Annotated in this window: 24 protein-coding genes; 10 read left to right on the top strand and 14 right to left on the bottom strand. The window is 71.2% G+C overall.

Translation table 11 applies throughout. The annotated features are described in order from the left end of the window. Positions 1–17 precede the first annotated feature (17 nt). A complete protein-coding gene (locus ACPOLB_RS07530; RefSeq protein WP_425261891.1) occupies positions 18–1373 on the bottom strand; it encodes an N-acetylmuramoyl-L-alanine amidase in 1356 nt (451 codons plus the stop codon). A gap of 5 nt (positions 1374–1378) precedes the next feature. Continuing rightward, positions 1379–1870 carry a tRNA (adenosine(37)-N6)-threonylcarbamoyltransferase complex ATPase subunit type 1 TsaE gene (gene tsaE / locus ACPOLB_RS07525; protein WP_425260691.1) on the bottom strand — a complete coding sequence of 164 codons (492 nt, stop codon included), beginning with the start codon at positions 1868–1870 and terminating at the stop codon, positions 1379–1381. Here tsaE and queG point away from each other — a divergent pair. Beyond that, on the top strand, positions 1844–2920 hold the full coding sequence (queG, locus tag ACPOLB_RS07520; RefSeq protein ID WP_425260690.1) for a tRNA epoxyqueuosine(34) reductase QueG: 1077 nt from the start codon (positions 1844–1846) through the stop codon (positions 2918–2920). The two genes, tsaE and queG, sit on opposite strands and share 27 nt — an antisense overlap. Positions 2921–2932: 12 nt before the next feature. Here queG and ACPOLB_RS07515 read toward each other — a convergent pair whose 3' ends face one another. Next, complete coding sequence (locus tag ACPOLB_RS07515) at positions 2933–3841, bottom strand: AEC family transporter (RefSeq protein WP_425260689.1); 909 nt, start codon at positions 3839–3841, stop codon at positions 2933–2935. A 146-nt stretch (positions 3842–3987) separates the two neighbouring features. Here ACPOLB_RS07515 and ACPOLB_RS07510 point away from each other — a divergent pair, with 146 nt between their 5' ends. Further along, positions 3988–4956, top strand: a complete 969-nt coding sequence (locus ACPOLB_RS07510; protein ID WP_425260688.1) for a tripartite tricarboxylate transporter substrate binding protein BugE — start codon at positions 3988–3990, stop codon at positions 4954–4956. Next, positions 4953–5870, top strand: coding sequence for a site-specific tyrosine recombinase XerD (gene xerD / locus ACPOLB_RS07505; RefSeq protein ID WP_425260687.1), 918 nt, complete (start codon positions 4953–4955; stop codon positions 5868–5870). Before ACPOLB_RS07510 ends, xerD begins: the two co-directional genes overlap by 4 nt. 79 nt (positions 5871–5949) lie before the next feature. On the opposite strand, the gene ACPOLB_RS07500 is transcribed toward xerD, so the two are convergent. Continuing rightward, positions 5950–6888 carry a porin gene (locus ACPOLB_RS07500; protein ID WP_425260686.1) on the bottom strand — a complete coding sequence of 313 codons (939 nt, stop codon included), beginning with the start codon at positions 6886–6888 and terminating at the stop codon, positions 5950–5952. 199 nt (positions 6889–7087) lie between these two features. On the opposite strand from ACPOLB_RS07500, the gene ACPOLB_RS07495 reads away from it, so the two are divergent. Next, positions 7088–7687, top strand: a complete 600-nt coding sequence (locus tag ACPOLB_RS07495) for a MarC family protein (RefSeq protein WP_425260685.1) — start codon at positions 7088–7090, stop codon at positions 7685–7687. A gap of 23 nt (positions 7688–7710) precedes the next feature. Here ACPOLB_RS07495 and ACPOLB_RS07490 read toward each other — a convergent pair whose 3' ends face one another. The 4 genes from ACPOLB_RS07490 to ACPOLB_RS07475 all read right to left on the bottom strand — a co-directional run bounded on the left by ACPOLB_RS07490 (position 7711) and on the right by ACPOLB_RS07475 (position 11771). Then, a complete protein-coding gene (locus ACPOLB_RS07490; protein ID WP_425260684.1) occupies positions 7711–8463 on the bottom strand; it encodes an amino acid ABC transporter permease in 753 nt (250 codons plus the stop codon). Between the two features lie 13 nt (positions 8464–8476). Further along, entirely contained in the window at positions 8477–9331 is an 855-nt protein-coding gene (locus ACPOLB_RS07485) for a basic amino acid ABC transporter substrate-binding protein (protein ID WP_425260683.1), read from the bottom strand. Positions 9332–9438: 107 nt separating this feature from the next. Further along, positions 9439–10953 carry a M81 family metallopeptidase gene (locus ACPOLB_RS07480; RefSeq protein ID WP_425260682.1) on the bottom strand — a complete coding sequence of 505 codons (1515 nt, stop codon included), beginning with the start codon at positions 10951–10953 and terminating at the stop codon, positions 9439–9441. Between the two features lie 14 nt (positions 10954–10967). After that, positions 10968–11771 carry a ferritin-like domain-containing protein gene (locus ACPOLB_RS07475; protein ID WP_425260681.1) on the bottom strand — a complete coding sequence of 268 codons (804 nt, stop codon included), beginning with the start codon at positions 11769–11771 and terminating at the stop codon, positions 10968–10970. 36 nt (positions 11772–11807) lie between these two features. Here ACPOLB_RS07475 and ACPOLB_RS07470 point away from each other — a divergent pair, with 36 nt between their 5' ends. After that, positions 11808–12332 (top strand): gamma carbonic anhydrase family protein, encoded by a 525-nt coding sequence (locus ACPOLB_RS07470; protein WP_425260680.1) that lies wholly within the window; start codon positions 11808–11810, stop codon positions 12330–12332. Continuing rightward, positions 12332–13288: an Hsp33 family molecular chaperone HslO gene (locus tag ACPOLB_RS07465; protein WP_425260679.1), complete on the top strand. Its 957-nt coding sequence runs from the start codon at positions 12332–12334 to the stop codon at positions 13286–13288. Before ACPOLB_RS07470 ends, ACPOLB_RS07465 begins: the two co-directional genes overlap by 1 nt. A 20-nt stretch (positions 13289–13308) precedes the next feature. Here the strand turns inward: ACPOLB_RS07465 and ACPOLB_RS07460 are convergent, their stop codons facing one another. From ACPOLB_RS07460 to ACPOLB_RS07435, 6 genes are read right to left on the bottom strand one after another with little or no spacing between them, the layout of a single operon-like run. Beyond that, positions 13309–14187 carry an EamA family transporter gene (locus ACPOLB_RS07460; protein ID WP_425260678.1) on the bottom strand — a complete coding sequence of 293 codons (879 nt, stop codon included), beginning with the start codon at positions 14185–14187 and terminating at the stop codon, positions 13309–13311. A 34-nt stretch (positions 14188–14221) separates the two neighbouring features. After that, positions 14222–14764: a phosphonate degradation HD-domain oxygenase gene (locus ACPOLB_RS07455; RefSeq protein ID WP_425260677.1), complete on the bottom strand. Its 543-nt coding sequence runs from the start codon at positions 14762–14764 to the stop codon at positions 14222–14224. After that, entirely contained in the window at positions 14761–16437 is a 1677-nt protein-coding gene (locus ACPOLB_RS07450) for a Na/Pi cotransporter family protein (protein WP_425260676.1), read from the bottom strand. The genes ACPOLB_RS07455 and ACPOLB_RS07450 overlap by 4 nt, the downstream gene beginning before the upstream one ends. Before the next feature lie 4 nt (positions 16438–16441). Next, a complete protein-coding gene (gene phnY, locus ACPOLB_RS07445) occupies positions 16442–17881 on the bottom strand; it encodes a phosphonoacetaldehyde dehydrogenase (RefSeq protein ID WP_425260675.1) in 1440 nt (479 codons plus the stop codon). 7 nt (positions 17882–17888) lie between these two features. Then, complete coding sequence (phnA, locus tag ACPOLB_RS07440) at positions 17889–19103, bottom strand: phosphonoacetate hydrolase (RefSeq protein ID WP_425260674.1); 1215 nt, start codon at positions 19101–19103, stop codon at positions 17889–17891. Next, complete coding sequence (locus ACPOLB_RS07435) at positions 19096–19929, bottom strand: phosphonate utilization associated transcriptional regulator (protein WP_425260673.1); 834 nt, start codon at positions 19927–19929, stop codon at positions 19096–19098. The genes phnA and ACPOLB_RS07435 overlap by 8 nt, the downstream gene beginning before the upstream one ends. A gap of 221 nt (positions 19930–20150) precedes the next feature. Between ACPOLB_RS07435 and ACPOLB_RS07430 the strand changes: the two genes are divergently transcribed. From ACPOLB_RS07430 to ACPOLB_RS07415, 4 genes are read left to right on the top strand one after another with little or no spacing between them, the layout of a single operon-like run. Continuing rightward, a complete protein-coding gene (locus tag ACPOLB_RS07430) occupies positions 20151–21176 on the top strand; it encodes a putative 2-aminoethylphosphonate ABC transporter substrate-binding protein (protein ID WP_425261890.1) in 1026 nt (341 codons plus the stop codon). A 2-nt stretch (positions 21177–21178) separates the two neighbouring features. Next, positions 21179–22258 carry a putative 2-aminoethylphosphonate ABC transporter ATP-binding protein gene (locus tag ACPOLB_RS07425; RefSeq protein WP_425260672.1) on the top strand — a complete coding sequence of 360 codons (1080 nt, stop codon included), beginning with the start codon at positions 21179–21181 and terminating at the stop codon, positions 22256–22258. After that, positions 22255–23976, top strand: a complete 1722-nt coding sequence (locus ACPOLB_RS07420) for a putative 2-aminoethylphosphonate ABC transporter permease subunit (RefSeq protein ID WP_425260671.1) — start codon at positions 22255–22257, stop codon at positions 23974–23976. The genes ACPOLB_RS07425 and ACPOLB_RS07420 overlap by 4 nt, the downstream gene beginning before the upstream one ends. Before the next feature lie 24 nt (positions 23977–24000). Beyond that, a complete protein-coding gene (locus tag ACPOLB_RS07415) occupies positions 24001–25113 on the top strand; it encodes a 2-aminoethylphosphonate--pyruvate transaminase (protein ID WP_425260669.1) in 1113 nt (370 codons plus the stop codon). The last annotated feature ends 7 nt before the right edge of the window (positions 25114–25120 follow it).

Genomic DNA, 25120 nt, shown 5'->3' with positions numbered 1-25120 from the left:
GCCGGGAGCCGCCGCGGCTACAGCGTGCGCTGCCGCGCCAGCCGCGGGTTCTTCGCGAAGTAGCGGCGGATGCCGGTGGCCAGCGCATCGACCAGCCGCGCCTGGTAGGCCGGGTCGCGCAGCTTGTCTTCTTCCTCCGGGTTCGAGATGAAGGCCGTCTCGACCAGGATGCTGGGGATGTCGGGCGCCTTCAGCACCGCGAAGCCGGCCTGCTCGACCTGGCGCTTGTGCAGCTTGCCGACGCGGCCGATGCGCGACAGCACCTCGCGCCCGATGCGCAGGCTGTCCTGGATCTGCGCCGTGGTGCTCATGTCGAGCATCGCGCGCAGCACCTGGGTGTCGCGGACGCTGGCGACGTTGACGCCGCCCACCAGGTCGGCGGCGTTCTCCTTCTCGGCCATCCAGCGCGCTGCGGTGCTGGAAGCGCCCTTGGTCGACAGCGCGAACACGCTGGCGCCACGCGCCTCGGGCCGGAAGAAGGCGTCGGCGTGGATCGAGACGAACAGGTCGGCCTGCACGCGTCGCGCCTTGCGCACGCGTTCGCCCAGCGGCACGAAGAAGTCGGCGTCGCGGGTCATCATCACGCGCATGCCGGGCACCGCATTGAGCTTGTCGCGCAGCTGCAGCGCCACGGACAGCACCACGTCCTTCTCGCGCAGGCCGGTGGGGCCGATGGCGCCGGGGTCCTCGCCGCCGTGGCCGGGGTCGAGCGCCACGATGACGAGGCGGTCGACGCGGCGCCGTTCGGCCTCGGTGGCGGGCGGCTCCGGCGGCGCCGGGGCAGGTGTCTGCAGGCGCGGCGCCGAGGCCGGCCGCGGCGCGGGCGCAGGTGCCGTGACCGGGGCGCCGGGCTTGTCGACCCGCGCGATCAGCTCGCCCAGTGCGTCCTGCACCGTCTGCGCAGCCGCGTCTTCGGCGGCCTCCTTCTCGCGGATCAGCGCCAGCAGCGGGTCGGTGGCCTGCGTCGGATACAGGTCGAACACCAGCCGGTGCTGGTAAGCCGCCACCGGCTGCAGCGTGAACTGCTGCGGCGCCACGGCCTGCTTCAGGTCGACCACCAGGCGCACCACGCGGGCCTGGAACTGGCCCACGCGCACGCCGGCGATGTACGGGTCGTCGGGCCGCACCTTGCCGACCAGTTCGCGCAGCTGCGGGCTGAGCTCCAGGCCGTCGAGATCGATCACCAGGCGGTCGGGGCCGGCCGTCATGAAGTGCGAGGCGGTCAGCGGCCCGTCGGACTCGATCGTCATGCGCGTGTAGTCGGGCGCGGGCCACACGCGCACGCCCACGATGCCCGCGCCCCAGGCCAGCTGCGGACGGGTCAGCAGCAGCGCCAGCGGACCCATGGCCAGCACGGCCCGGCGGCGGTGCATGTGCATCAGGCCAGCAGCGCCACGCCGCGGGGCGTGTGCGCGTGTGCGGTGACGAGGCGGATGTCGTCGTCCTGCGGCTCCAGCGTCAGCGCCAGGTCGGGCAGCGGCAGCACGCCGTCGGCCTTCTCGGGCCACTCGGCCAGCTTCAGTCCTGGTGCGGCGAAGACGTCGCGAAAGCCCGCGTCTTCCCACTCGCGCGCGTCGTCGAAGCGGTAGAAGTCGAAGTGCGCGATCGCCAGGCCCGGCGCGCTGTGCTGCTCGACCACGGCATAGGTGGGGCTCTTGATGCGGCCCTGCACGCCCAGCGCACGCAGCAGGTGGCGCACGAAGGTCGTCTTGCCCGCGCCCAGCGGGCCATGCAGCGTGATGAAGGCGTTGCGCAGTTCGGCGTGGTTCGCCAGCGCGGCGGCCCAGGTGGCGCACGCGGCCTCGTCGGGCCAGTGCAGGGTGCGGGTTTCTAGAATCGGTGCATGGACCGGCATCACTTCGACGGGCATTCGCTGTTGCAGCAGCTGCGAGAGTGGGCGCGTGAGCTGGGATTCTCCCAGATCGGTGTGGCCGACGTGGACATGGCGGACGCAGAGCCCGGACTGCAGGCCTGGTTGCAGGCCGGTTTCCACGGCGGCATGGGCTACATGGCCGCGCATGGCCTGAAGCGTGCGCGCCCGACCGAGCTGGTGCCCGGCACGGTGCGCGTGGTCACCGCGCGCATGGACTACCTGCCGCGCGCCACCCCCGCGGCTTGGCAGCAGCACGAGCTGCAGCGCCTGCAGCAGCCGGGCGAGGCCGTGGTGTCGGTGTACGCACGGGGGCGGGACTACCACAAGGTGCTGCGCCAGCGCCTGCAGACGCTGGCCGAGCGCCTGGCGGCGGTGGTCGGGCCGCTGGGCCACCGTGTCTTCACCGACTCGGCCCCGGTGCTGGAAGTGGAACTGGCCACACGCAGCGGCCCGGGCTGGCGCGGCAAGCACACGCTCGCGCTGCACCGCGACGCCGGCTCGATGTTCTTCCTGGGCGAACTCTTCGTCGACCTGCCGCTGCCGCTGACCGCGGCCACCTCGGCGCACTGCGGCAGCTGCACGGCCTGCATCGACGCCTGCCCCACGCAGGCCATCGTGGCGCCGTACCGGCTGGATGCGCGGCGCTGCATCAGCTACCTCACGATCGAGCACGACGGCCCGATTCCCGAGGCGCTGCGCCCCGCGATGGGCAACCGCATCTACGGCTGCGACGACTGCCAGCTCGTGTGCCCGTGGAACCGCCACGCGCAGCGCACGGCGCTGCCCGACTTCGACGAGCGCGAGGGCCTGGGCGGCAGCACGCTGCTGGCGCTGTGGGCCTGGGACGAGGCCACGTTCCTGCGCCGCACCGAGGGCAGCGCCATCCGCCGCATCGGCCACCAGCGCTGGCAGCGCAACCTGGCGGTGGCGCTGGGCAACGCGCTGCGCGCGCACGACGACGCGGCCGTGCGGGCAGCGCTGCACGGGGCCCGTGCGGCGGCCACGCCGCTGGTGCAGGAGCACATCGACTGGGCGCTGGCCTGCTGACCTGCGCGTGCGTCAGCCGCCGCGCAGCAGCGCCAGCGCGGCCAGCGCCAGCGGCAGGCCGGCCATGCCCAGCAGCGTCGAGACGGTGACGAGCCCGGCCACGTAGCCCCCGTGCCCGCCCATGCGCACCGCCAGCACGTAGGCGCTGGACGCGGTGGGCATCGCGGCGAAGGCCACCACGATGGCCTGCTGCGCCGGGGGCATCTGCAATGCCAGCACCAGGCCGATGGCCAGCGCCGGCAGCGCGGCGTGGCGGATCGCCAGCAGCGCCGCGGCCAGCTTGGGCCCTTCGCGCAGGGCGCCGAACTGCAGCCCGGCGCCCACGGCCATCAGGCCGAGCGGCAGCGCCGCCGCGCCGATGCGCGACAGCGTCGTCGAGGCGATCTCCGGCAGCCGCAGCCCCAGCAGGTTGCACAGCAGGCCGGCGCCGGTGGCCAGGATCAGCGGGTTGCGCAGCAACTGCCCGGCAAAGCCGTGGCCGCCGTGGCGTGCCAGCGGCCACACCGCGGCCACGTTGCACAGCGGCACGGCCAGCGACACGATCAGCGCCATCCAGGCCAGGCCCTGCGTGCCGGCGATGCGCTCGGACAGCGCCAGCGCCACGTACGAATTGAAGCGGAAGGCGGTCTGTGCGCCCGAGGCGTGCAGCCGCGTGTCCACGCCAGGGGCCAGCCGCAGCGCGAAGGCCAGCAGCACGCCGCACAGCACCACCGCCACGCTGCTGCCCGCCAGCGGCAGCAGGCTCATGGGCGACAGCGGATGGCGCACGATCGACGTGAACAGCAGCGCCGGGAACAGCACCACGTAGACCAGCCGCTCGACGCCGTCCCACAGCGGGCGGTTCAGCGGCGTGTAGCGGCACAGCACGAAGCCGCACAGGATCAGCAGGAAGTCGGGCAGCAGCAGCAGGGCATCGTGCATGGCCGGCAGTGTGCCAGTGCAATCCCCAGGGAACGCCCGCAGCGGACCCGCATCCAAGCACGGCCGGCCGACGTCGAGACCCGCATCCGGATGCGGCGACAATGCCGGCCTCATCCTTCCTTCCCGACCCCCCGGAGAACCTGCGCATGAACAGAAGATCGTTGCACCTCCTGGCCGCCGCACTGCTGGCCGCACCTGCGGCCGTGCTCGCCCAGGCCTACCCGAACAAGCCCGTGCGCCTGGTCGTGCCCTTCGCTCCGGGTGGCACCACCGACATCGTCGCCCGCGTCGTCGCCGAGAAGGCCAATGCCGCGCTGGGCCAGAACCTGGTGGTCGAGAACAAGGCCGGCGGCGGCGGCTCGATCGGCGCGCTGGAAGTGATCCGCGCCCCGGCCGACGGCTACGTGCTGGGCATGGCCACCGTGTCGACGACCGCGGCCAACCCCGCGATCAACACCAAGATCGGCTACAACCCGACCACCGACTTCACGCCCATCATCAACATCGCGGCCACGCCCAACGTGATCGCCGTGCACCCCAGCTTCCCGGCCCGCGACTACAAGGGCTTCCTGGCGGAAGTGAAGAAGAACCCGGGCAAGTACAGCTTCGCCAGCTCCGGCACCGGCGGCATCGGCCACCTGCAGATGGAGCTCTTCAAGAGCCTGTCGGCGACCTTCATCACGCACATCCCGTACCGTGGCGCGGGCCCGGCCCTGACCGACACCGTCGCAGGCCAGGTGCCCATCATCTTCGACAACCTGCCCTCCGCGCTGCCGTTCATCAAGGACGGCCGCCTGGTGCCCATCGTCGTGGCCGCGCCGCAGCGCCTGGCCGTGCTGCCCAACGTGCCGACCTTCAAGGAAGTCGGCCTGGAGCCGGTGAACCGCATGGCCTACTACGGCGTGCTCGGTCCGAAGGGTCTGCCCAAGGACGTGGTCGACCGCATCCATGCGGCCGTCAAGCGCACGTCGGAGCTTCCCGAGGTGAAGAAGCGCATCGAGGACACCGGCTCGCTGATGGTGCTGAACACGCCCGAGCAGTTCGCGGCGCAGATCCGTGCCGAGTTCGACGTCTACAAGAAGGTCGTCGACCAGCAGAAGCTGAAGCTCGATTGAGCAGCGGCGCCGGCGCCGACGCAGCGGTCATCGACCGCTTCGTCGACGCCCTGTGGATCGAGGACGGGCTGGCGCCGCTGACGCTGGCCGCCTACCGCCGCGATCTCGCGCTCTACGCCGCCTGGCTGCAGGCCCAGGCCGGCGAGCGCGGCACCAGGGGCGTGGCCGCCAGCACCGAGTCCGACCTGCTGGGCTACATGGCGGCGCGCCATGCCGGCACCCGCGCCAGCACGGCGAACCGCCGGCTCACGGTGTTCAAGCGGTTCTTCCGCTGGGCGCTGCGCGAGCACCTGGTCACGCAGGACCCCACGCTGAAGCTCGGTGCCGCACGGCAGCCGCTGCGCGTGCCCAAGGACCTGAGCGAAGGGCTGGTCGAGGCCCTGCTGGCCGCGCCCGACGTGGCCACGCCGCTGGGCCTGCGCGACCGCGCGATGATCGAGCTGATGTACGCCAGCGGCCTGCGCGTGAGCGAACTGGTGGGTCTGAAGACCGTGCACCTGGGTTTTGCCGAAGGCGTGCTGCGCGTGGTGGGCAAAGGCTCGAAGGAGCGGCTGGTGCCCTTCGGCGAGGAGGCGCATGCCTGGCTGCAGCGCTACATCGGCCAGGCCCGCGGCGTGATCCTGGGCGGGCAGGTGAGCGATGCGCTGTTCGTCACCGCGCGGGGCGGGCCGATGACGCGGCAGATGTTCTGGACCCTGGTCAAGCGGCATGCACGGCATGCCGGCATCACGGCGCCGCTGTCGCCGCACACGCTGCGCCACGCCTTCGCCACGCACCTGCTGAACCACGGTGCCGACCTGCGCGCGGTGCAGCTGCTGCTGGGCCATGCCGACATCGGCACCACCACGATCTACACGCACGTGGCGCGCGAGCGCCTGCGCCAGCTGCACGCCCGGCACCACCCGCGCGGTTGAGTGGTGCGGCTGACCGACGGCCGCCCGGCCATGAAAAAGCCGGCCCGCAGGCCGGCTTGTCGTTTCGGAGCGAGGACGCTCAGAAGTTGTGGCGCACGCCCACGGCGATCGAGCTGAAGTCGCCACCGTAGACCTTGGCGCTGCCGTCGGCCACTTCGGTGTAGAAGGCGTAGACCTTGGTGCGCTTGCTCAGGTTGTAGTTGTAGCCCAGCGTGAACTGCTGCGCGTCGCTGTTGGCGACGTTGCTGTAGTCGTCGGCAGCGCCGAAGTTCAGGTGGAACTCCGAGGCGCCCAGGTTGTAGGCGCCGCTCAGGCGGAACGTGGTGCGGTCGCCACGGCCGTTCGACACGTCTTCGTTCTGCTGCACGTAGGCGCCGAACACGAACGAACCCACTTCGTACAGCGCGCGCACGGCGAACTGGTTGTCGTCGCCGAACTTCTGGTAGCCGGCGCCCAGGGCCAGCGAACCCAGCTGGTAGTTGGCGGCGAAGTCGTAGGTGCGCAGGTTGGCGCTGCCTTCGGCCATGCTGACGGCGCCTTCGAGCTGCAGGCCCTTCACCAGCGTCGGCAGACGGTAGGCGATCTTGTTGGTGTCGCGGCCCAGGTAGGCGTACAGCGCATCCGACGACGTGCCCGTGTCGTGGTTGTGCATGCTGATGTAGTCGGCCGTGGCGTAGTAGGCCTCGCTGGTGAACTGGCCCAGGCGCAGCGTGCCGAAGGTGGCGCTTTCCAGGTTCACTTCGCTCTGGCCGGCCCAGAAGGTGCTGGCGGGAATGCCGGTGTCGATGCTGAAGCGGTGCTCCAGCACGAAGTTGGCCTTCAGGCCGCCGCCCAGGTCTTCGGTGCCCTTGAAGCCCAGACGCGAGGCGTTGTTCACGAGCTCGGTGGTCTTCACGCCGTCGCGGTCGAGCGATTCGACGGTGACGTTGGCGCGACCGTAGATCGTGACGCTGCTTTGGGCGAACGCCGAACCGGTGGCCAGGAGGGCCGCGGCGGCTGCCATGAGAGTGCGCTGCATGTTGCTTCCTTTAGGGGTGAAACCGTGAATGTCTTGACGGGCGCGCAGGATTTCTGTGTTCCCGAAACAGCGCAGAGTCTAAAGGCGGGCCCGTGAAAACCCGGAGCCGGGCCCGATTCAGTGCGGGTAAACGCGTGCAACTGCGGCTTCCGCGCAACAGTCCGGGGTCGGGACGGGCTTGCAGCAGAATCGCCGCCCCATGGACCACACATTCCTGTCGGCCTTCGTGCTGCTGCTGCTGGTGCTGGACCCGTTCGGCAGCCTGCCCATCTTCATCTCGGTGCTGCGCGGTGTGGCGCCCGAGCGCCGCCGCGTGGTGGCGCTGCGCGAGGTGGCGATCGCGTTCGCGGTGCTGGCGGTGTTCATGGTGGCGGGCCAGCACTTCCTGGCCCTGATGCGGCTGTCGGAGCGTTCGCTGGAGGTGGCCGGCGGCGTGATCCTGCTGATCATCGCCGTGCGCATGATCTTCGCCAGCGGCGGCGAGGTGTACGCCGCCGACGGCAGCGGGCGCGAGCCCTTCATCTTTCCGCTCGCGGTGCCGCTGCTGGCCGGGCCGTCGGCGATGGCCACCGTGCTGCTGCTGGCGTCGCGGCAGCCCGACCGCCTGCTGTCGTGGTTCGGGGCGTTGACGGCGGCGATGCTGGTCTCGGGCATCGTACTGCTGGCCGCCGACCGGCTGCGCAAGCTGCTGGGCTCGTCGATGGTGGCGGCGATCGAGAAACTGATGGGCCTGGTGCTGACGGCCATTGCCGTCGAGATGATCCTGGCCGGGCTGAAGCGCTACTTCTTCGAGGCCTGACGGCCCCGGCCGGGCACAGCCCGCTAACGCCCCCGCAGGTGCGCCGGCGCCTCCAGCCGCTTGGCCAGCAGCGACAGCGTCAGCGTCAGCACCAGGTACAGCACCGAGATCGCCAGGTACGGCTCCCAGTAGCGCGAATACGCGCCGGCCACGGTGCGCGCGGCCAGGGCCAGCTCGGCCAGGCCGATGGCGCTGACCAGCGACGAATCCTTGATCAGCGTGACGCCCTCGTTCACCAGTGCCGGCACCATGCGGCGGAAGGCCTGCGGCAGGATCACGAAGCGCATCGCCTGCACGTGCGTGAGGCCGACGCTGTAGGCGGCCTGGGTCTGGCCGCGGTGGATGCTCTGGATGCCGGCGCGGAAGATCTCGCTGATGTACGCGCCGGCGTTCAGGCTCAGCGCCACGCAGCCGGAGAGGAAGGCGCCGTGCTCCTGGCGGAACGTGCGGGCCATCTCGCCCGAGACGAGCAGGCCGTTGTCGGGGTGCACCAGCGCCGGCATCAGCGCGAAGTGCACCAGCAGGATCTGCACGAACAGCGGCGTGCCGCGGAAGAAGGTGACGTACGCCAGCGTCACGCCGCGCGCCAGCTTCAGCAGCCAGGCGGCGGGCTTCGACGCCGGTGCCGGCGCGTCGGCCGAGCTGCTGACGAGCCCGAACGCCACGCCCAGCACCAGCCCGGCGCCGATGGCCACCAGCGTGAGCTGGATCGTCATCAGCAGGCCGCTCCAGAAGAGCGGCCCGTAGCCGGCGAGGATCTCCCAGCGCAGATCCACCGCCGGACCCCGCTTACTTCGAGGCCGCCGACGCCGGGGCCGCGGCCTTGGCCGGTGCAGCGCCGAAGTACTTGGCGAAGATCTGGTCGTAGGTGCCGTCGGCCTTGATGTCGGCCAGGCCCTTGTTCAGCTTCTCCAGCAGTTCGGTGTTGCCCTTCTTGACGGCGATGCCGTACTGCTCGGGCACGAACTCGGCGTCGCTGACGGTCTTGAACTTGCCGCCCGGGTTGTTGGCCACGTAGTGGATGACGACGCCGTTGTCGGCGACCACCGCGTCCACGCCGCCGGCTTCCAGCTCCTTCAGCGCCAGCGGGGTGCTCTCGAAGCGCTTGATGTTGGTGTTGGTCTTGCCCAGCAGCTTGCTCACCGCCTCGTCGCCGGTGGTGCCGGTCTGCACGCCCACCTTCAGCTTCTTCAGGTCGGCGAACTTCGCGACCTTGCTCGTCTCCTTCACCGCGATCAGCTGCGCGGCGTCGAAGTACGGGGCCGTGAAGTCCATCGTGCCCTTGCGCTCCTCGGTGATGGTGACGGCGCTGACCACGAGGTCGCGGTCGCCCTGGCCCAGCGCGTTGAAGATGCCTTCCCAGGGGGTGTTGACGAACTTCACCTCGATGCCGGCCTTCTGGGCGATGGCGGTGACGACGTCGATGTCGAAGCCGACGATCTCGCCCTTCTCGTTCTGGCTCTCGAACGGCGCGTAGGCGGCGTCGGTGCCGACCGTGTAGACCTTGGCCGGCGCGGGCGCGGGGGCCGACGCCACGGGCGCGGGGGCCGGGGCCTGTTCCTTCTTGCCGCAGGCGGCGAGCACCAGGCCGACGGCCACGAAGGCCGCCGTCTGCAGGAAACGACGGGTGGAAAGCTGGGTCATGGTGGACTCTGCAAGAGTGGGGTGGGAAAGGTGGCGCAGTGTAATCGTGCGCCCCGTGAAATCCAGCCTGGACAGACGCAAGTTGCGGGCCGGTGGGCGGCGGCCGTTCAGGGCCTGCGGTCGATGTGGGCGGGCAGCTTGCGCCAGGGCAGCTCGGCCGGGTCGGCCGCCATCGGGCCCGGCGCGCGTGCCACCAGGATGTGGCTGGCGATCGGCGTGAACGCGGCACGGAAGTGCACCGAGCTCTTGTTCACCAGCACGCGCATCGACGCCGGCTCCACGCCCAGGAAGCGGTAGAGGTCCAGGTCGAGCATCTGCGTCTTGGCGCTGCTGACCAGCACGCTGACGCCATCGACCACCAGCCGCGCGCTCGGGCCCAGCGTGGCGGTGTTGCCGGCCGTCATCGGGCCGTGCAGCGGCACCACGCCGTCGCTGAGGGCGGCCACCGTGCAGCGTGCTTCCACCGGCGCGTCGGTGGTGCTGCCGTCGAAGCTGCGCACGGCGCGGCCGAGCTGCAGCGACAGCGTCGCACCGACACCGGCGGCGTGGGCCGCGGCCGCGGCGTCGGGGTCCCACAGCAGGCCCAGCGCCACGCCGCCCGGATACCGCTGCCCGGCGCCGGCCTCCAGCAGCGCGCGCAGCAGGCCGGTGGTGTTGCTGTCGCCGCCGGCGCCGGGGTTGTCCTGCGTGTCGGCGATCACCACCGGGCCGGCGCCCGGTGCAGCCGCAGCTGCCAGCGCCAGTGCCTTGGCCACCGCGGTGGCCGGCGACAGCAGTTCCAGCGCCCAGTCGGCGCGCTGCGCCACGGCGTTGGCGGCCAGCGCCTGCACGTTGGCGGCCACGGTGTCGGCGTCGCGGCCGTGGCCGAAGACCACCGGGCCGCATTCGTCGAAGTCGGCCGCCGGAAAGCCCATCGCGAAGCTCAGGTGCACGCCGCTCTGCGCTTCCAGGGTCGACAGGTCCTGGAACAGCCCGGCGGCCGGCTCCATCAGCGTGCACTGCGCGTTCAGCGGCAGCAGGAAGGGCAGGCGCTCGGCGTGCGTGGCCAGCGGCGTGCCTGCCAACAGCAGCGCCAGCAGGCCGGCGGCGCGCGCGCCGGTCTCGGCCATGTCCACGTGCGGGTAGGTGCGGAAGGCCGTCATCGCGCTGGCGTGGCGCAGCATGCGGGCGGTGACGTTGGCGTGCAGGTCCAGGCTGGCCACCAACGGCAGCGCGGGGCCGACCACGGCGCGCAGGCGCTCCAGCAGTTCGCCTTCGGCGTCGTCCACGTGTTCGGCGACCGCAGCACCGTGCAGGTCGAGGTAGACGCCGTCGATGCCCGTGGCCACCGCGGCGCGTGCGTCGTCCAGCAGCGCCGCGGCGATGCGCTCGAAGGCGTCGCGCGTGACGTGGGCCGAGGGCGTGGCACCGGCCCAGACCGACGGCACCGGCCGCCAGCCGCGCTCCGCGGCGTCGCGCAGGAAGCCGCCCATCGGCAGCGAGGTCGGCGCCATGCGCGCCAGCATGGCCGCGCCGCGCGTGCTTTCGGGGTAGCCGGCGCCCGACTGGAACGCGGCCCAGTCGGCCTGCGACGGGGCGAAGGTGTTGGTTTCGTGCTGGAAGCCGGCGACGAGGATGCGCATGCAGGGTCCGCTCTTCAGGGTGTGTTCGACAGGGGAGGCAGCGAGGTGAGCGCCGCGATCTCGGCATCGCTGAAGCCTGCGGCGCGGCGTGCCGCGGTGTTGAACGGCGCGCGCAGCCGCGGCGCGCCGTGGCGCGCGGTGAGCACGGCGTAGTGCGCCACCGGGTCCAGGCCGTCGCGCGCGCACAGCCACGCGTACCAGCGGTTGCCGATGGCGACGTGGCCGATCTCGTCGCGCAGGATGGTGTCCAGGATCTCCACCGCGCGGGTGTCCCCGGCCCGCGCCAGCTTGGCCTGCATCGGCGGCGTGGCATCCAGGCCGCGCGCTTCCAGCGTGCGTGGCACCAGCGCCATGCGCGCGGTGACGTCGCCGGCGGTGCGCTCGGTCATGGCCCACAGGCCGTCGTGCGCGTCGTGGTCGCCGTAGCGGCAGTCCAGGCTCTGCAGGTGTTCGGACAGCAGCGTGAAGTGCAGCGCTTCTTCGCCCGCCACCTGCAGCCAGTCGCGGTAGTAGGCCTCGGGCAGGCCGGGGAAGCGCCACAGCGCGTCGAGCGCCAGGTTGATCGCGTTGAACTCGATGTGCGTCACCGCGTGCAGCAGCGCGGCGCGGCCGGCGCGTGTGAACGGGCTGCGCGTGGCCACCTGCTGCGGCGGCACCAGCCGCGGCCGCAGCGGGCGACCGGGCAGCGGCGCGGGCGGCAGCAGCACGCGCCGCGTGTCCAGCGGCGGTGGCGCAAGATGCAGCGCGCGGGCCGCGGCGGCCTTGGCCGCCGGGTCGGGTTCGCACAAGACCTTCAAGGCCTGTTCACGCAGCTCCATCCTTAAAATTATCGCCTTCGCCCAACAAGGACCTCCGTGGCCATCTACCAACTCGGGGACGACGCCCCCCGCATCCACCCCGGCGCCTGGGTGGCCGAGAGCGCCAGCGTGATCGGACGTGTCGAGCTGCAGGAAGGCGCCAGCGTCTGGTACGGCTGCACACTGCGCGGCGACAACGACTGGATGGTCGTCGGCCGCAACAGCAACATCCAGGACGGCAGCGTGCTGCACACCGATGCCGGCGTGCCGCTGACCATCGGCGAGGGCGTCACCGTGGGCCACCAGGTGATGCTGCACGGCTGCACCGTGGGCGACCACTCGCTCATCGGCATCCAGAGCGTCATCCTCAACGGCGCGAAGATCGGCCGCCACTGCATCGTCGGCGCCGGCTCGGTCGTCACCGAAGGCAAGGAATTCCCCGATGGCTCGCTGATCCTCGGCAGCCCGGCGCGCGTGGTGCGGCCGCTCACGCCCGAGCAGATCGAACGCCTGCAGTGGAGCGCCCGCCACTACGTGGCCAACGCGGCGCGCCACCGCGGCGGCCTGCAGCGGATCGCCTGATGTCCGAGCTGCACAAGTTCATCTTCGAGGGCCTGCCGGTGCGCGGCATGCTGGTGCGCCTGACCGACAGTTGGCGCGAGGTGCTGCAGCGCCGCCAGGAACTGGGCCCGCACGCGGCCCCGGTGCGCGTGCTGCTGGGCGAGATGGCCGCAGCCGGCGTGCTGATGCAGGCCAACATCAAGTTCAACGGTGCGCTGGTGCTGCAGATCTACGGCGACGGCCCGGTGAAGCTGGCTGTGGCCGAGATCCAGCCCGAGCTGACGTTCCGCGCCACTGCCAAGGTGGTGGGCGACATCGCCGACGACGCGCAGCTGGAGGCGCTGGTGAACGTGGGCGGCCAGGGCCGCTGCGCCATCACGCTCGACCCGAAGGACCGCCTGCCCGGCCAGCAGCCCTACCAGGGCGTGGTGCCGCTGCACGGCGACCAGAGAGAGCCGCTGCAGCAGGTGGCGCAGGTGCTCGAGCACTACATGCTGCAGAGCGAGCAGCTCGACACACGCCTGGTGCTGGCGGCCAACGACGAGGTCGCGGCCGGGCTGCTGATCCAGCGCCTGCCGGTGCAGGGCGAAGGCAACCTGGGTGGTCGCAAGAACGAGGACGACATCGGCCTCAGCGACGCCTTCAACCGCATCGCCATGCTGGCCGCCACGCTCACGCGCGAGGAACTGCTGACGCTGCAGCCGCAGCAGGTGCTGCACCGCCTGTTCTGGGAAGAGACGCTGCGCGTGTTCGAGCCCGAGCACCCGCGCTTCGCCTGCACCTGCTCGCGCGAGCGCGTGCAGAACATGCTGCGCGGGCTGGGCCGCGAGGAAAGCGACGGCCTGATCGCCGAGCGCGGCGAGGTCGAGGTGGGCTGCGAGTTCTGCGGCCTGCAGTACCGCTTCGACGCGGTGGACGTGGGCGAGATGTTCACGCCGGTGCGCGACCAGCCGCCGTCCACCGGCGCGCTGCAGTAGGGCCGCGGCCGGCGCGGCGCTCAGGCCAGCCGCAGCGCCACCACGCCGCCGACGATGACGGCGGTGCCGGCGGTGCGCTGCAGGCCGAAGCGTTCGCCCAGCAGCCACCAGCCCAGCAGCGCCGCGAACAGCACCGAGGTCTCGCGCAGCGCCGCGACGCTGGCCACCGGCGCCTGCGTCATGGCCCACAGCGCGATGGCGTAGGAGCCGATCGACGCGCTGCCGCCCAGCGCCGCCAGACCCCAGCGGCGGCGGGCGTAGGCCAGCACCTCGCCGCCGCGGCCGCTGCGGCGGCGCGCCAGCAGCACCAGCAGCGGGTAGGGCAGGCCGTCCAGCACGAACAGCAGCAGGATGTAGCGCAGCGCCTCGCCGCCGTGCGCCACCTCCACGCGCACGCCGCGGCCGTCGAGCACGGTGTAGACGGCGATGATGGCGGCGTTGGCGAACGCGAAGGCCAGCGCCTTGCGGTGGTGCAGCGCCTGGCCCGGATGCGCCAGCCCCACCATCGCCACGCCCACGGTGATGCCGACGATGCCGGCCCAGGCGCCGGCACTGGGCGCCTCGCCCAGCAGCGGCGCGCTGGCCAGTGCCACCAGCAGCGGCGCGAAGCCGCGCATGATGGGGTAGGTCAGGCCCAGGTCGCCGTGCTGGTAGGCCCCGGCGAGTGCCACGTAGTAGCCGATGTGCACGGCCAGCGACGCGGCGATGAAGGGCAGGCTCTGCGGCTGCGGCAGCCCTGCCCACAGCAGCAGCGGCAGCGCGACCACGGCGCCCATGAAGTGCACCAGCGCGGTGTCGAGCGGCTTGTCGCCGCTGGACTTGACGAGCGCATTCCAGCCGGCGTGCAGCAGCGCACCCAGCAGCACCAGGGCGACCAGCGGCCAGGTCAGCCCCGCCATCGTTCCTGCCTTCTGCCCCGCCCGCCGGCCGGGCTCACAGGGTGCAGCGGCGTGCGCGGCCGATGAAGTGCGCCAGCGGCGGCGTCGGCGCGTCGGGCGACTTGGCCAGGTCGTCCCACAGCCGCAGCGCCACGGCATCGGCCGCACCCGGGCGGGCGATGAAGTCGGCGGCCTGCTGCGCGTCGAACACGCCGCCCTGCAGCGCGAGGCTGCGTTGCGAGTCGGCCGACAAGGCCTGCAGATAGCCCGGCCGCGTGGCGCACAGGTAGCGCTTGGCGTCGACATGGCCCTGCACCGCGCCCAGCACACGCTCGGGGAACAGCCGGCGCAGGAAGGGCAGGGCGATGTACTGGTGCAGGTCGTCCACGCCGCGCAGCGTCGGCGTCTCGCCCAGGTCCTGCACCAGGTGACCCAGGTCGTGCAGCAGCGCTGCCGTCACCAGCGCATCGTCGGCGCCGGCGGCTTCGGCCAGCGCGGCCGTCTGCAGCGCGTGCTGCAGCTGCGTCACGGGCTCGCCGCTGTACTGCGCGTGGCCCCGGGTGAGGAGCAGGGTCTCGATCTCGTCCAGGCTGATCATGGTGTGTGCGGCAGTTCGTCCAGTTCGGCCAGCCGGCTGGCGCGCAGCCGCGTGGCCGCGAGCGCGCCCTTGCTCTCGAGGATGGGGTAGGCGATGGAGCACAGGTGCGAGTTGATGCGCTTGAGCTCGCTCAGCAGGTCCAGGTGCAGCGAGCTGGTCTCGATGCTCTGCGCCGTGTTGTGCTGCAGCCTGGCGATGTGGTTGGCGGCATAGGCGTGCTCCAGCTCGCGAAAGCGCGCCTTCTCTTCGAGCAGCGCCTGCGCGTCGCGCACATGGCCGTCGAGGAACACGCCCATCGCCAGCCGCAGGTTGGCCAGCAGCCGCTCGTGCAGGTGGCAGATCTCGGCCATGCCGGCGTCGGAGAAGCGGCGCTGCTTGCGGATCTTCTTGTCCTCGATGTCCTGCAGCACGCGCTCGATGGTGTCGCCGATCTGTTCCATGTTGATCGTGAAGCTGACCACGTCGGTCCAGCGCCGGCTCTCGCGTTCGGACAGCGCCTCGCGCGAGATCTGCGTCAGGTAGAACTTGATCGCGCTGTACAGCCGGTCGACCTCGTCGTCGCGTGCGCGCAGGCGCTCGGCCAGCGCCAGGTCGTTGTCGCGCAGCACCGGCAGCACGCCGCGCAGCATCTGTTCCACCACGTCGGCCTGGTGCAGGGCCTCGCGCGCCGCGCTGCTGATGGCCAGCGAGGGCGTGGCCAGCGCCACCGGGTCGAGGTGGCTGCTGCGCTGGCGCGCCGGGTCGGGCGCGTCGTCGGGCAGCCAGCGCTCGACCAGCCGCGCCACCACGCCGGTGCCGCCGATGAACAGCAGCGCCAGCGCGACGTTGAAACCGAGGTGGAAGGCCACCACCTGCGCGTGGGGTGCCGGCAGTGCCTGCTGCAGCAGCCCCTGCAACGGGCCCAGCAGCGGCAGCGCCACCAGGGTGCCCGCCGCCTTGAACAGGAAGTTGCCCAGCGGCAGCCGGCGCGTGGCCGCGGCGTCGCCGCTGGTGGCGATCATCGCCAGCACGCCGCTGCCGAGGTTCGCGCCCAGCACCAGCCCCAGCGCAACCTCGGCCGGCAGGATGCCCTGCGAGGCCAGCGCCGCCGTCAGCAGCACGATGGCCAGGCTCGAATAGGCCAGCACCGTGAGCGCGGCGCCGACCACGATGTCCAGCAGCGCCTCGTCGGGCAGTGCCGCCAGCAGCCCGCGCAGCGCGGGCGAGGCCGTCAGCGGCTGCGTGGCGGCGACGATGAGCTGCAGCGCCAGCGTGATGAGCCCCAGGCCGATGAGCACGCGGCCGATGCGGCCGGCGGCCGTGTCCTGCCGGCTGATGAACAGCACCACGCCGCTGAAGATCAGCAGCGGCGACAGCCACGACAGGTCGAACGACAGCACCACGGCCATCAGCGCGCTGCCGACGTCGGCGCCCAGCATCACCGCCAGCGCGGCTGCGGTGGGCACGAGCTTGCGGCCGACGAAGCTGGCCACGATGAGGCAGGTGGCGGTGGCGCTCTGCACGAGGCTGGTGACGCCGATGCCGGCCAGCAGCGCCGTGGCGCGCCGGCCCATGCTGCGCGCCAGCACGTGGCGCAGGTTCTCGCCGAACACGCGCAGCATGCCGGTGCGCACCTGGTACGTGCCCCAGACGAGCAGCGCGATCGCTGCCAGCAGGTTCAGCAGGTGGATCACGCCCTCATGTCCACGGCAGCGAGTAGGTCTTGGTGTTGGTGAAGCTCTTCATCGCTTCCTGCACGCCTTCCTTGTAGCCCAGTCCCGAGTCCTTGATGCCGCCGAAGGGCGTCAGCTCCAGCCGGTAGCCGGGCACCTCGCGCACGTTGACCGTGCCCACGTGCAGCGCGTCGACGAAGCGTGTGATGACGTCCAGCCGCTGCGTGCACAGCGACGACGACAGCCCGTAGGCCGTGCCGTTGACGATGGCGATGGCTTCGTCGATCGAGCCGAAGGTGAGGATGGGCGAGACCGGGCCGAAGGTTTCCTCGTGCACCAGCGTCATCTCCGGGCGCACGCGGTCGAGCACGGTGGGCGCGTACAGCGCGCCGTCGCGCTGGTTGCCCGCCAGCAGCCGCGCGCCCTGCGCCACGGCCGCCTGCACGCGGGTCTCGAACAGCCCCGCCGCGGCCTCGTCGATCACCGTGCCCATCTCGTTGTGCGTGTCGGTGGGATCGCCCCAGCGCCAGGCGCGGGTCTTCTCGACCACGGCCTCGGTGAACGCGGCCGCCACGGCCTCGTGCACCAGCATGCGCTTGACGGCGGTGCAGCGCTGGCCCGAGTTCTTGTACGAGCCCTGCACCGCCAGGGTCGAGGCCTCGTCGATGTCGGCGTCGTCCATCACGATGATCGGGTCGTTGCCGCCGAGTTCCAGCACCATGCGGCGGTAGCCGGCCTTGCTGGCGATCGACTTGCCGATGGCCACGCCGCCGGTGAAGGTGACGAGATCGACCGCCGGGTGCGTGATCAGCGTGTCGGCGATCTCGCGCGGATCGCCGGTCAGCACGCTCAGCATCTCGGGCGGCAGCCCGGCTTCGTACAGGATGTCGGCGAACAGCAGCGCCGACAGCGGCACCTTTTCGCTGGGCTTGAGCACCATGCGGTTGTTCGTGGCCACCGCGGGCACGACCTTGTGCGCCACCTGGTTCATCGGGTGGTTGAAGGGCGTGATCGCGGTGATCACGCCCAGCAGCGGGTCGCGCTGCGTGTACACCCGTCGCCGGCGGCCGTGCGGCGTGATGTCGCAGCTGAAGGTCTGGCCGTCGTCCTTCAGCACCTCCATCGCGCCGAACATCAGCACGTCGGCCACGCGCCCGGCTTCGTAGGTGCTGTCCTTCAGCGACAGCCCCGACTCGGCGGTGATCAGCGCCGCGATCTCGGCCGTGCGCGCGCGCACCGCGGCGGCGGCGCGGTTCAGGATGTTCGAGCGCTCGAAGCGTGACAGCCGGGCGCGGTAGCCGTGCGCGATGTCGAACGCACGCTGCACCTCGGCCAGCGTCGCCTTGGGCACGGTGCCGACCAGCCGGCCCGAGAACGGGTCGTGCACGGCGATGTGCGCGGCGCGTCCGGCACCGACCTTCTCGCCTGCGATGCGCAGGGCCTCGTGCCGCACGTCGTTGCTCATCGTCGCCTCACTGCGCGTGGTTCAGGGCCAGGTCGAAGGCGTCGAAGTTGCGCCAGCGCCGCTGCGGATCGAGCCCGTCGATGCGGCGGTTCAGGATCAGCGGCACGCGCTGCTCGGAGACGCCGCCGTGCGAGCGCAGCGGCACTTCCAGCGCGCTGAGGTCGTGGCGTGCGGCGCTGGTGCCGAGCACGGTGAAGCGCTCGCCGATGACCACCAGGTCGCCGATGCGGTCGGGCGGCAGCTCGAAGTGGGCCGCCGCCTGCTCGCGCGTGTGCACGCTCTCGACGCCGCGCAACGCCGCCAGGCGGGCGGCAAGACCGGCGCGGTCGGCGCCGGCGGGCAGGTACACGGTGGCGAACGAGCCGAGCGCGCCGTGGTGCACCACGTAGGGGTCGGTGATGGGCAGGATCACGCGCGCCGTGGACGGGCCCAGCCAGCCGTCGAGCAGGTCCTGCAGGTAGATCACGTCGGGCCGCGCGTCCATGCCGGTCTTGGCGTTCATGCCGTGGTCGGCGGTGAGCGCGATCACGCAGCCGAGCGCGTCGAGTTCGCCCAGGTAGCGGTCCATCATCGCGTAGAAGGCATTGGCGCCGGGCGTGCCGGGCGCGTGCTTGTGCTGGATGTAGTCGGTGGTGCTGAGGTAGGTGATGTCGGGCCGGCGGGTCTGCATCAGCCGCACGCCGGCGGCGAAGACGAACTCGGACAGCGCCGCGCTGTACACGTCGGGCAGCGGCTGGCCCACGAGTTCCAGCACGCCGGCGATGCCGTTCTCGGCCTCGGTGGTGGTGTCGGCCTTCTCCGACGAGAAGCAGATGCCATGCATGCCGTGCCCCAGCAGCCGGCGCAGCTTGTCCTTGGCCGTGACGACGGCGCAGCGTTGCCCGGCCTCGGCCAGCGCCGACAGGATGGTGGGTGCGCGCAGCCACTTGGGGTCGTTCATCATCACCTCGGTGCCCGAGGCGGGGTCGTACAGGTAGTTGCCGCAGATGCCGTGCACCGAGGGCGGCGCGCCGGTCACGATGCTGAGGTTGTTCGGGTTGGTGAAGGTGGGCACCACGCAATCGGCGATCAGCGCCGTGCCCTGCTGCAGCGTGCGCTGCATCCAGGGCATGGCGCCGGCGGCAACGCCCTGGGCGATGTACTCGGGCTCGCAGCCGTCGACGCAGACGACGACGGTGGGCTGGCGGGCGGGCCGGTAGTGGCGGCCGTTGACCTCAGGCATGGCGGGCTTTCTTCGGTGCCGCGGCAGGCGCGGCGGCCGTGGCGGGTTCGTCGGGAGCGGGCGCAAGCGCACCGGCGTTCTTCAGCGTGCGCACCTTGCTCTCCAGCACGTGGGCGCGCAGCGCGCGGCCTGCGGCCTCGGCGTCGCCGGCCGTGATGGCCTTCAGGATGGCGCGGTGTTCGGAGACCGAGACCGGGATCTGCCGGCCGCCGGCCAGGTTCACGCGACGCAGCAGCGACAGTTCCTTCACCAGCCGCCGGTACAGCGTGGACAGCTTGCGGTTGCCGACGAAGTCGACCAGCGCCTCGTGGAAGCCCAGGTTCAGCAGGTGGTACTGGTCGCTTGCACTCGTATCGTGCCCGTCGCGCACCAGGCGTTCCATCTGCTCGACCATGGTGCGCAGCGCCTTCGCCTGCTCGGGCGTGATGCGCTCGGCCAGCTGGCGGCCGGCGCTCTCCTCGATCATCGCGCGCAGGTCGTAGATCTCGACCGCCTCGTCCATCGGGATGCTGCGCACGAAGACGCCGCGGTTCTTCTCCTGCCGCACCAGGCCGGCTTCCTCGAGGATGCGGAAGGCCTCGCGGATGGGCCCGCGCGACACGCCCAGGCGTTCGGCGAGCAGCGCCTCCGTGAGCTTGGCACCGGGCGCCAGCTCGCCGGCGAGGATCAGGCGCTCGATCTCGGCATGCACCGCCGAGGTCAGCGAATGCGCCTGCAGCAGCGCGATGGTGGTCCGCGCCGCGGCCGCCGCAGAGGCTGGCACGGCGCTCGCTAGCGCCTGGGCCGACGGGGTCGGTGCGGCACGCTGCGGATTCAGGGTCTTCATGGAGAGCGATTGGAAGCCCGAGATCGTAGATTGTCAACAATCGACCGATGACCGTTGACAAGCGATGCGAGCGACGCCGAAGATGCCGCGGCGGCTGGTCATCGTGCTGTCACCGGTGGCGGGCCATGCTCAGCGGTTTTTGTGCTTCCGACCCCGTTCCGACACAGGACAACCAGGAGAGACTGATGCCACTGCCGCGTTCCTTCGCATTCCTCAAGACAATGGCGCCGCTGCTGGGCACCGCGCTGCTGGCGCTGGCCGCCGGCCCCGCCGCGGCGCAGAAGACCCAGCTGCTCGTCTACACCGCGCTGGAGACCGACCAGCTGAAGGCCTACCAGGAAGGCTTCAACAAGGTGCACCCGGACATCGAGCTGAAGTGGGTGCGCGACAGCACCGGCGTCATCACCGCCAAGCTGCTGGCCGAGAAGGCCAACCCGCAGGCCGATGCGGTGATGGGCGTGGCCGCGTCCAGCCTGGCGCTGCTGGACCGCAACGGCATGCTCGAACCGTACAAGCCGCTGAACCTGGACGCCATCATGTCGCAGTACCGCGACAAGAAGAACCCGCCGGCCTGGTTCGGCATGGACGTCTGGGGCGCCACGGTGTGCTTCAACACCGTCGAGGCCGCGAAGAAGGGCATCCCCAGGCCCGAGACCTGGAAGGACCTGACCAAGCCCGCCTACAAGGGCCAGGTCGTGATGCCGCACCCGGCTTCGTCGGGCACCGGCTTCTTCGACGTCACCGCCTGGCTCACGCTGTGGGGCGACGACGGCGGCAAGGGCGGCGGCTGGAAGTACATGGATGCGCTGCACGAGAACATCGCGCAGTACACGCACTCGGGCTCCAAGCCCTGCAACATGGCGGCCAGCGGCGAGTACGTGGTGGGCATCAGCTTCGAGTACCGCGCCAACGCCAACAAGGCCAAGGGCGCGCCGATCGACCTGGTGTTCCCGAAGGAAGGCCTGGGCTGGGACCTGGAGGCGTTTGCCATCCACAAGGGCACGAAGAAGCTCGACGCCGCGAAGAAGCTGGCCGACTGGGCCAGCAGCAAGGACGCGATGCTGCTGTACGGCAAGAACTTCGCCATCACCGCGCAGCCGGGCGTGGCCGCGCCGCTGGCCAACGTGCCCAAGGACTACGAGGCGCGCCTGGTGAAGATGGACTTCGGCTGGGCGGCCGAGAACCGCGAGCGCATCCTGGCCGAGTGGACGCGCCGCTACAACGCAAAAGCTGAGCCAAGGAAGTAGGCGTGGAACTGAACTCGCCCTATCTCGAACTGCAAGGGGTTGCCAAGCAGTTCGGGAGCTTCACGGCATTGCAGGGCGTGGACCTGCAGATCGCGCCCGGCGAGTTCGTGTGTTTCCTCGGGCCTTCGGGCTGCGGCAAGACGACGCTGCTGCGCATCGTGGCGGGGCTCGAGGTGCCCACGCGCGGGCGGCTGCTGCAGGCCGGTCGCGACATCACGGCGCTGCCGCCGGCGCAGCGCGACTACGGCATCGTGTTCCAGTCGTACGCGCTGTTTCCCAACCTGACCGTGGCCGACAACGTGGCCTACGGCCTCGTGAACCGGCGCCAGCCGCGGGCGCAGGTGCGGGCGCGGGTGGGCGAACTGCTGCGCCTGGTGGGGCTGCCGGGCAGCGAGGACAAGTTCCCGGCGCAGCTCTCGGGCGGCCAGCAGCAGCGCATCGCGCTGGCGCGGGCGCTGGCCACCGCGCCCGGGCTGCTGCTGCTGGACGAGCCGCTGTCGGCGCTGGATGCCATCGTGCGCGTGCACCTGCGCCAGGAGATCAAGGCGCTGCAGCGCCAGCTCGGCGTGACCACCATCATGGTCACGCACGACCAGGAAGAGGCGCTGTCGGTGGCCGACCGCATCGTCGTGATGAACCAGGGCGCGATCGAGCAGGTGGGCACGCCGATGGAGGTCTACCGCGAGCCGGCCACGCCCTTCGTGGCCGACTTCGTGGGCCGCATCAACGCGGTGGCCGCCACCCGCTGCGGCGAAGGCCGGCTGCGCATCGGCGCCACCGAGTTCCAGGGCAACGGCCTGGCCGGCCGCGGCAGCGCGGGCGAGTCGGTGAAGGTCTACCTGCGGCCCGAGGACGTGCTGGCGCGCCCCATCGCCCCGGGCGAACCCAACGTGTTCGAGGCCTGCATCGAGCGCATCGAGTTCCTGGGCTCGTACTGCCTGGTCACGGTGGCGGGCGCGGCGCTGGCCGGCGAACGCCTGGAAGTCGTGCTGTCGCTGAACTTCCTGGCCGAACGGCAGCTGCAGGTGGGCTCGTGCCTGCCGCTGAAGCTGCTGCCCGAGCGGCTGCGGGTGTTCGCATGAGCGTGGTGCTCGGCAGGCCGCCCGGCGCCGTGTCGGCGGCCGGCGTGCAGCCGCGCACCGACCCCACGCAGCGCCTGGCCCATGCCGCGCTGGCCGTGGTGCTGGTGCTGCTGCTGGTGTTCCTGGCGGCACCGCTGGCGGCCATCCTGCAGCAGGCGCTGCAGGACGCGCAGGGCCGCTTCGCGGGGCTCGCGAACTTCTTCGCCTACGCCCGCACGCCGGCGCTGCTGGTGTCGCTGGGCAACAGCCTGTGGGTGTCGGCGCTGGTCACGCTGGTCACGGTGCCGCTGGCCTTCGCGTTCGCCTACGCACTGCGGCGCACGCGCATGCGTGGCAAGGCGCTGTTCCGTGGCATCACGCTGCTGCCGCTGCTGGCACCGTCGCTGCTGGCGGCGATCTCGCTGATCTACTGGTTCGGCAACCAGGGTGTGGCCAAGGGCGCGATGCAGGCGCTGGGCGTGGCCTCGATCTACGGCGCGCCGGGCATCGTGGTGGCGGAGTGCTTCGCCGTGTTCCCGCACGTGCTGATGATCCTGGTCACGGCGCTCGGCGCCGCCGACGGCCGGCTCTACGAGGCCGCGCACGCGATGGGCACCGGCGGCTGGCGGCGCTTCTTCACGATCACGCTGCCCGGCGCCAAGTACGGGCTGATCTCGGCGTCGCTGGTCAGCTTCACGCTGGTCATCACCGACTTCGGCATCCCGAAGGTGATCGGCGGCAACTTCAACATGCTGGCCACCGACGTGTTCCAGCTCGTCATCGGCCAGCAGGACTTCCAGCGCGGCGCCGTCGTCGCGCTGCTGCTGCTAGCGCCGGCCGTGCTGACCTTCGCCGTCGACCGCTGGGTGGCCCGGCGCCAGACCGCGCTGCTCACCGCGCGCGCGGTGCCCTACCGGCCCGCGCCGCGGCGCTGGCGCGACGGCCTGGCCACTGCGTACTGCGTGGCCATCGCCGCGCTGGTGCTGGCGATGATGGGCATGGCGGTGTTCGCATCGTTCGCCAGGCTCTGGCCCTACAACCTGGCGCCGACGCTGAACCACTACGTGATGGGCCTGGTCGACGCCGAGGTCGGCACCGCCTTCGTCAACAGCCTGGTGATGGCGGCCGGCACAGCCGTGTTCGGCACCGCGCTGGTGTTCGGCGGCGCCTACCTGCTCGAGAAGACCGAGGGCGCCGGGGCGCTGCGCAGCGCCGTGCGGCTGCTGGCGCTGCTGCCGATGGCGGTGCCGGGCCTGGTGCTGGGCCTGGGCTACATCTTCTTCTTCAATGCGCCCGGCAACCCGCTGTCGGGGCTGTACCACACGATGGCGCTGCTGACGGTGTGCACCATCGCCCATTTCTACACCACGGGCCACCTCACCGCGGTGACGGCGCTGAAGGCGCTGGACGCCGAGTTCGAGGCCGTCTCGGTGTCGCTGAAGGTGCCGTTCTGGGTGACCTTCCGCCGCGTCACGCTGCCCATCTGCACGCCGGCGCTGGTGGACATCGCGCGCTACTTCTTCATCAACGCGATGACGACGATCTCGGCCGTGGTGTTCCTGTACGCCCCCGAGACCAAGGTCGCCGCGATCGCCATCCTGAACCTCGACGAAGCCGGCGAGACCGGCGCCGCCGCGGCGATGGCGGTGCTGATCACGGCCGCGTCCAGCGTGGCGATGCTGCTGTTCATGGCGCTGGCCTGGTGGGTCGAACGCCGCACCAGCGCCTGGCGGGCCTGAGCCCAAGACGACAAGGAGACACCGATGGACCGCGACCGCATCCTGCTGACCCCGGGCCCTCTGACGACCACGCTGCGCACCAAGCTCGCGATGCTGCACGACTGGGGCTCGTGGGACGCCGACTTCAATGCCGTGACGGCCGGCGTGCGGCGGCGGCTGCTGGACATCGTGCACGGCCACGACACGCACGTGGTGGTGCCGCTGCAGGGCAGCGGCACCTTCAGCGTCGAGGCCGCGGTGGCCACCGTGGTGCCGCGCGACGGCCACGTGCTGGTGCTGGACAACGGCGCCTACTGCAAGCGCGCCGCGCGGCTGACCGAACTGATGGGCCGGCGTGTCAGCGTGATGAGCTTCGCCGAGGACGAGCCCGTCTCGGCGGCGGCGCTCGACGCGCGGCTGAAGGCGGTGGCCAGCATCACGCACGTGGTGATGATCCACTGCGAGACCGGCGCCGGCGTGCTGAACCCGCTGGCCGAGGTGGCCGCAGTGTGCGAGCGCCACGGCCGGGGCCTGATCGTCGATGCGATGAGCAGCTTCGCGGCGCTGCCGATCGACGCGCGCAGCATGCGCTTCGACGCGCTGGTGGCGGCCAGCGGCAAGTGCCTGGAAGGTGTGCCCGGCATGGGCTTCGTGTTCCTGCGCAAGGCCGTGCTCGACGCCTGCGCCGGCAACAGCCAGAGCCTGGCGATGGACCTGCACGACCAGCACGCCTACATGGAGAAGACCGGCCAGTGGCGCTTCACGCCGCCCACGCACGTGGTGGTGGCGCTGGCCGAGGCCATCACGCAGTTCGAGGAGGAAGGCGGCCAGCCGGCGCGGCTGGCGCGCTACACCGACAACTGCCGCACGCTGGTCGACGGCATGTCCGCCCTCGGCCTGCAGCCCTTCCTGGCGCCGCAGCACCAGGCACCCATCATCGTGACCTTCCACGCGCCGGCGCACCCGGCCTACGACTTCAAGCGCTTCTACGCCGAGGCCAAGCAGCGCGGCTTCATGCTCTACCCGGGCAAGCTGACGACGGTGGAGACCTTCCGCGTCGGCTGCATCGGCGCCATCGGCCGCCAGGATCTGCAGCAGGCCGTGGACGCGGTGGCCGCGTCGCTGCGCGCCCTGGGCATTCCCACCGCGGCGGTCTGAGACCGGA

This window comes from Rubrivivax soli (genome assembly GCF_049810355.1).
Taxonomy (GTDB): Bacteria; Pseudomonadota; Gammaproteobacteria; order Burkholderiales; family Burkholderiaceae_C; genus Rubrivivax.
The sequence above is the reverse complement of the archived record's forward strand: the minus strand, read 5'-3'. Positions and strand labels throughout refer to the sequence as shown.

Bases quoted from the DNA above. Each gene is read 5' to 3' on its own strand.
- phnY (WP_425260675.1), bottom strand. From the start codon at position 17,881: ATGAGCAACGACGTGCGGCACGAGGCCCTGCGCATCGCAGGCGAGAAG.
- ACPOLB_RS07515 (WP_425260689.1), bottom strand. From the start codon at position 3,841: ATGCACGATGCCCTGCTGCTGCTGCCCGACTTCCTGCTGATCCTGTGC.
- ACPOLB_RS07455 (WP_425260677.1), bottom strand. From the start codon at position 14,764: ATGATCAGCCTGGACGAGATCGAGACCCTGCTCCTCACCCGGGGCCAC.
- ACPOLB_RS07485 (WP_425260683.1), bottom strand. From the start codon at position 9,331: ATGACCCAGCTTTCCACCCGTCGTTTCCTGCAGACGGCGGCCTTCGTG.
- ACPOLB_RS07480 (WP_425260682.1), bottom strand. From the start codon at position 10,953: ATGCGCATCCTCGTCGCCGGCTTCCAGCACGAAACCAACACCTTCGCC.
- queG (WP_425260690.1), top strand. From the start codon at position 1,844: ATGGACCGGCATCACTTCGACGGGCATTCGCTGTTGCAGCAGCTGCGA.
- ACPOLB_RS07495 (WP_425260685.1), top strand. From the start codon at position 7,088: ATGGACCACACATTCCTGTCGGCCTTCGTGCTGCTGCTGCTGGTGCTG.
- ACPOLB_RS07460 (WP_425260678.1), bottom strand. From the start codon at position 14,187: ATGGCGGGGCTGACCTGGCCGCTGGTCGCCCTGGTGCTGCTGGGTGCG.
- ACPOLB_RS07475 (WP_425260681.1), bottom strand. From the start codon at position 11,771: ATGGAGCTGCGTGAACAGGCCTTGAAGGTCTTGTGCGAACCCGACCCG.
- ACPOLB_RS07415 (WP_425260669.1), top strand. From the start codon at position 24,001: ATGGACCGCGACCGCATCCTGCTGACCCCGGGCCCTCTGACGACCACG.
- ACPOLB_RS07430 (WP_425261890.1), top strand. From the start codon at position 20,151: ATGGCGCCGCTGCTGGGCACCGCGCTGCTGGCGCTGGCCGCCGGCCCC.
- ACPOLB_RS07465 (WP_425260679.1), top strand. From the start codon at position 12,332: ATGTCCGAGCTGCACAAGTTCATCTTCGAGGGCCTGCCGGTGCGCGGC.
- ACPOLB_RS07500 (WP_425260686.1), bottom strand. From the start codon at position 6,888: ATGCAGCGCACTCTCATGGCAGCCGCCGCGGCCCTCCTGGCCACCGGT.
- ACPOLB_RS07435 (WP_425260673.1), bottom strand. From the start codon at position 19,929: ATGAAGACCCTGAATCCGCAGCGTGCCGCACCGACCCCGTCGGCCCAG.
- ACPOLB_RS07420 (WP_425260671.1), top strand. From the start codon at position 22,255: ATGAGCGTGGTGCTCGGCAGGCCGCCCGGCGCCGTGTCGGCGGCCGGC.
- ACPOLB_RS07530 (WP_425261891.1), bottom strand. From the start codon at position 1,373: ATGCACCGCCGCCGGGCCGTGCTGGCCATGGGTCCGCTGGCGCTGCTG.
- tsaE (WP_425260691.1), bottom strand. From the start codon at position 1,870: ATGCCCGTCGAAGTGATGCCGGTCCATGCACCGATTCTAGAAACCCGC.
- ACPOLB_RS07510 (WP_425260688.1), top strand. From the start codon at position 3,988: ATGAACAGAAGATCGTTGCACCTCCTGGCCGCCGCACTGCTGGCCGCA.
- phnA (WP_425260674.1), bottom strand. From the start codon at position 19,103: ATGCCTGAGGTCAACGGCCGCCACTACCGGCCCGCCCGCCAGCCCACC.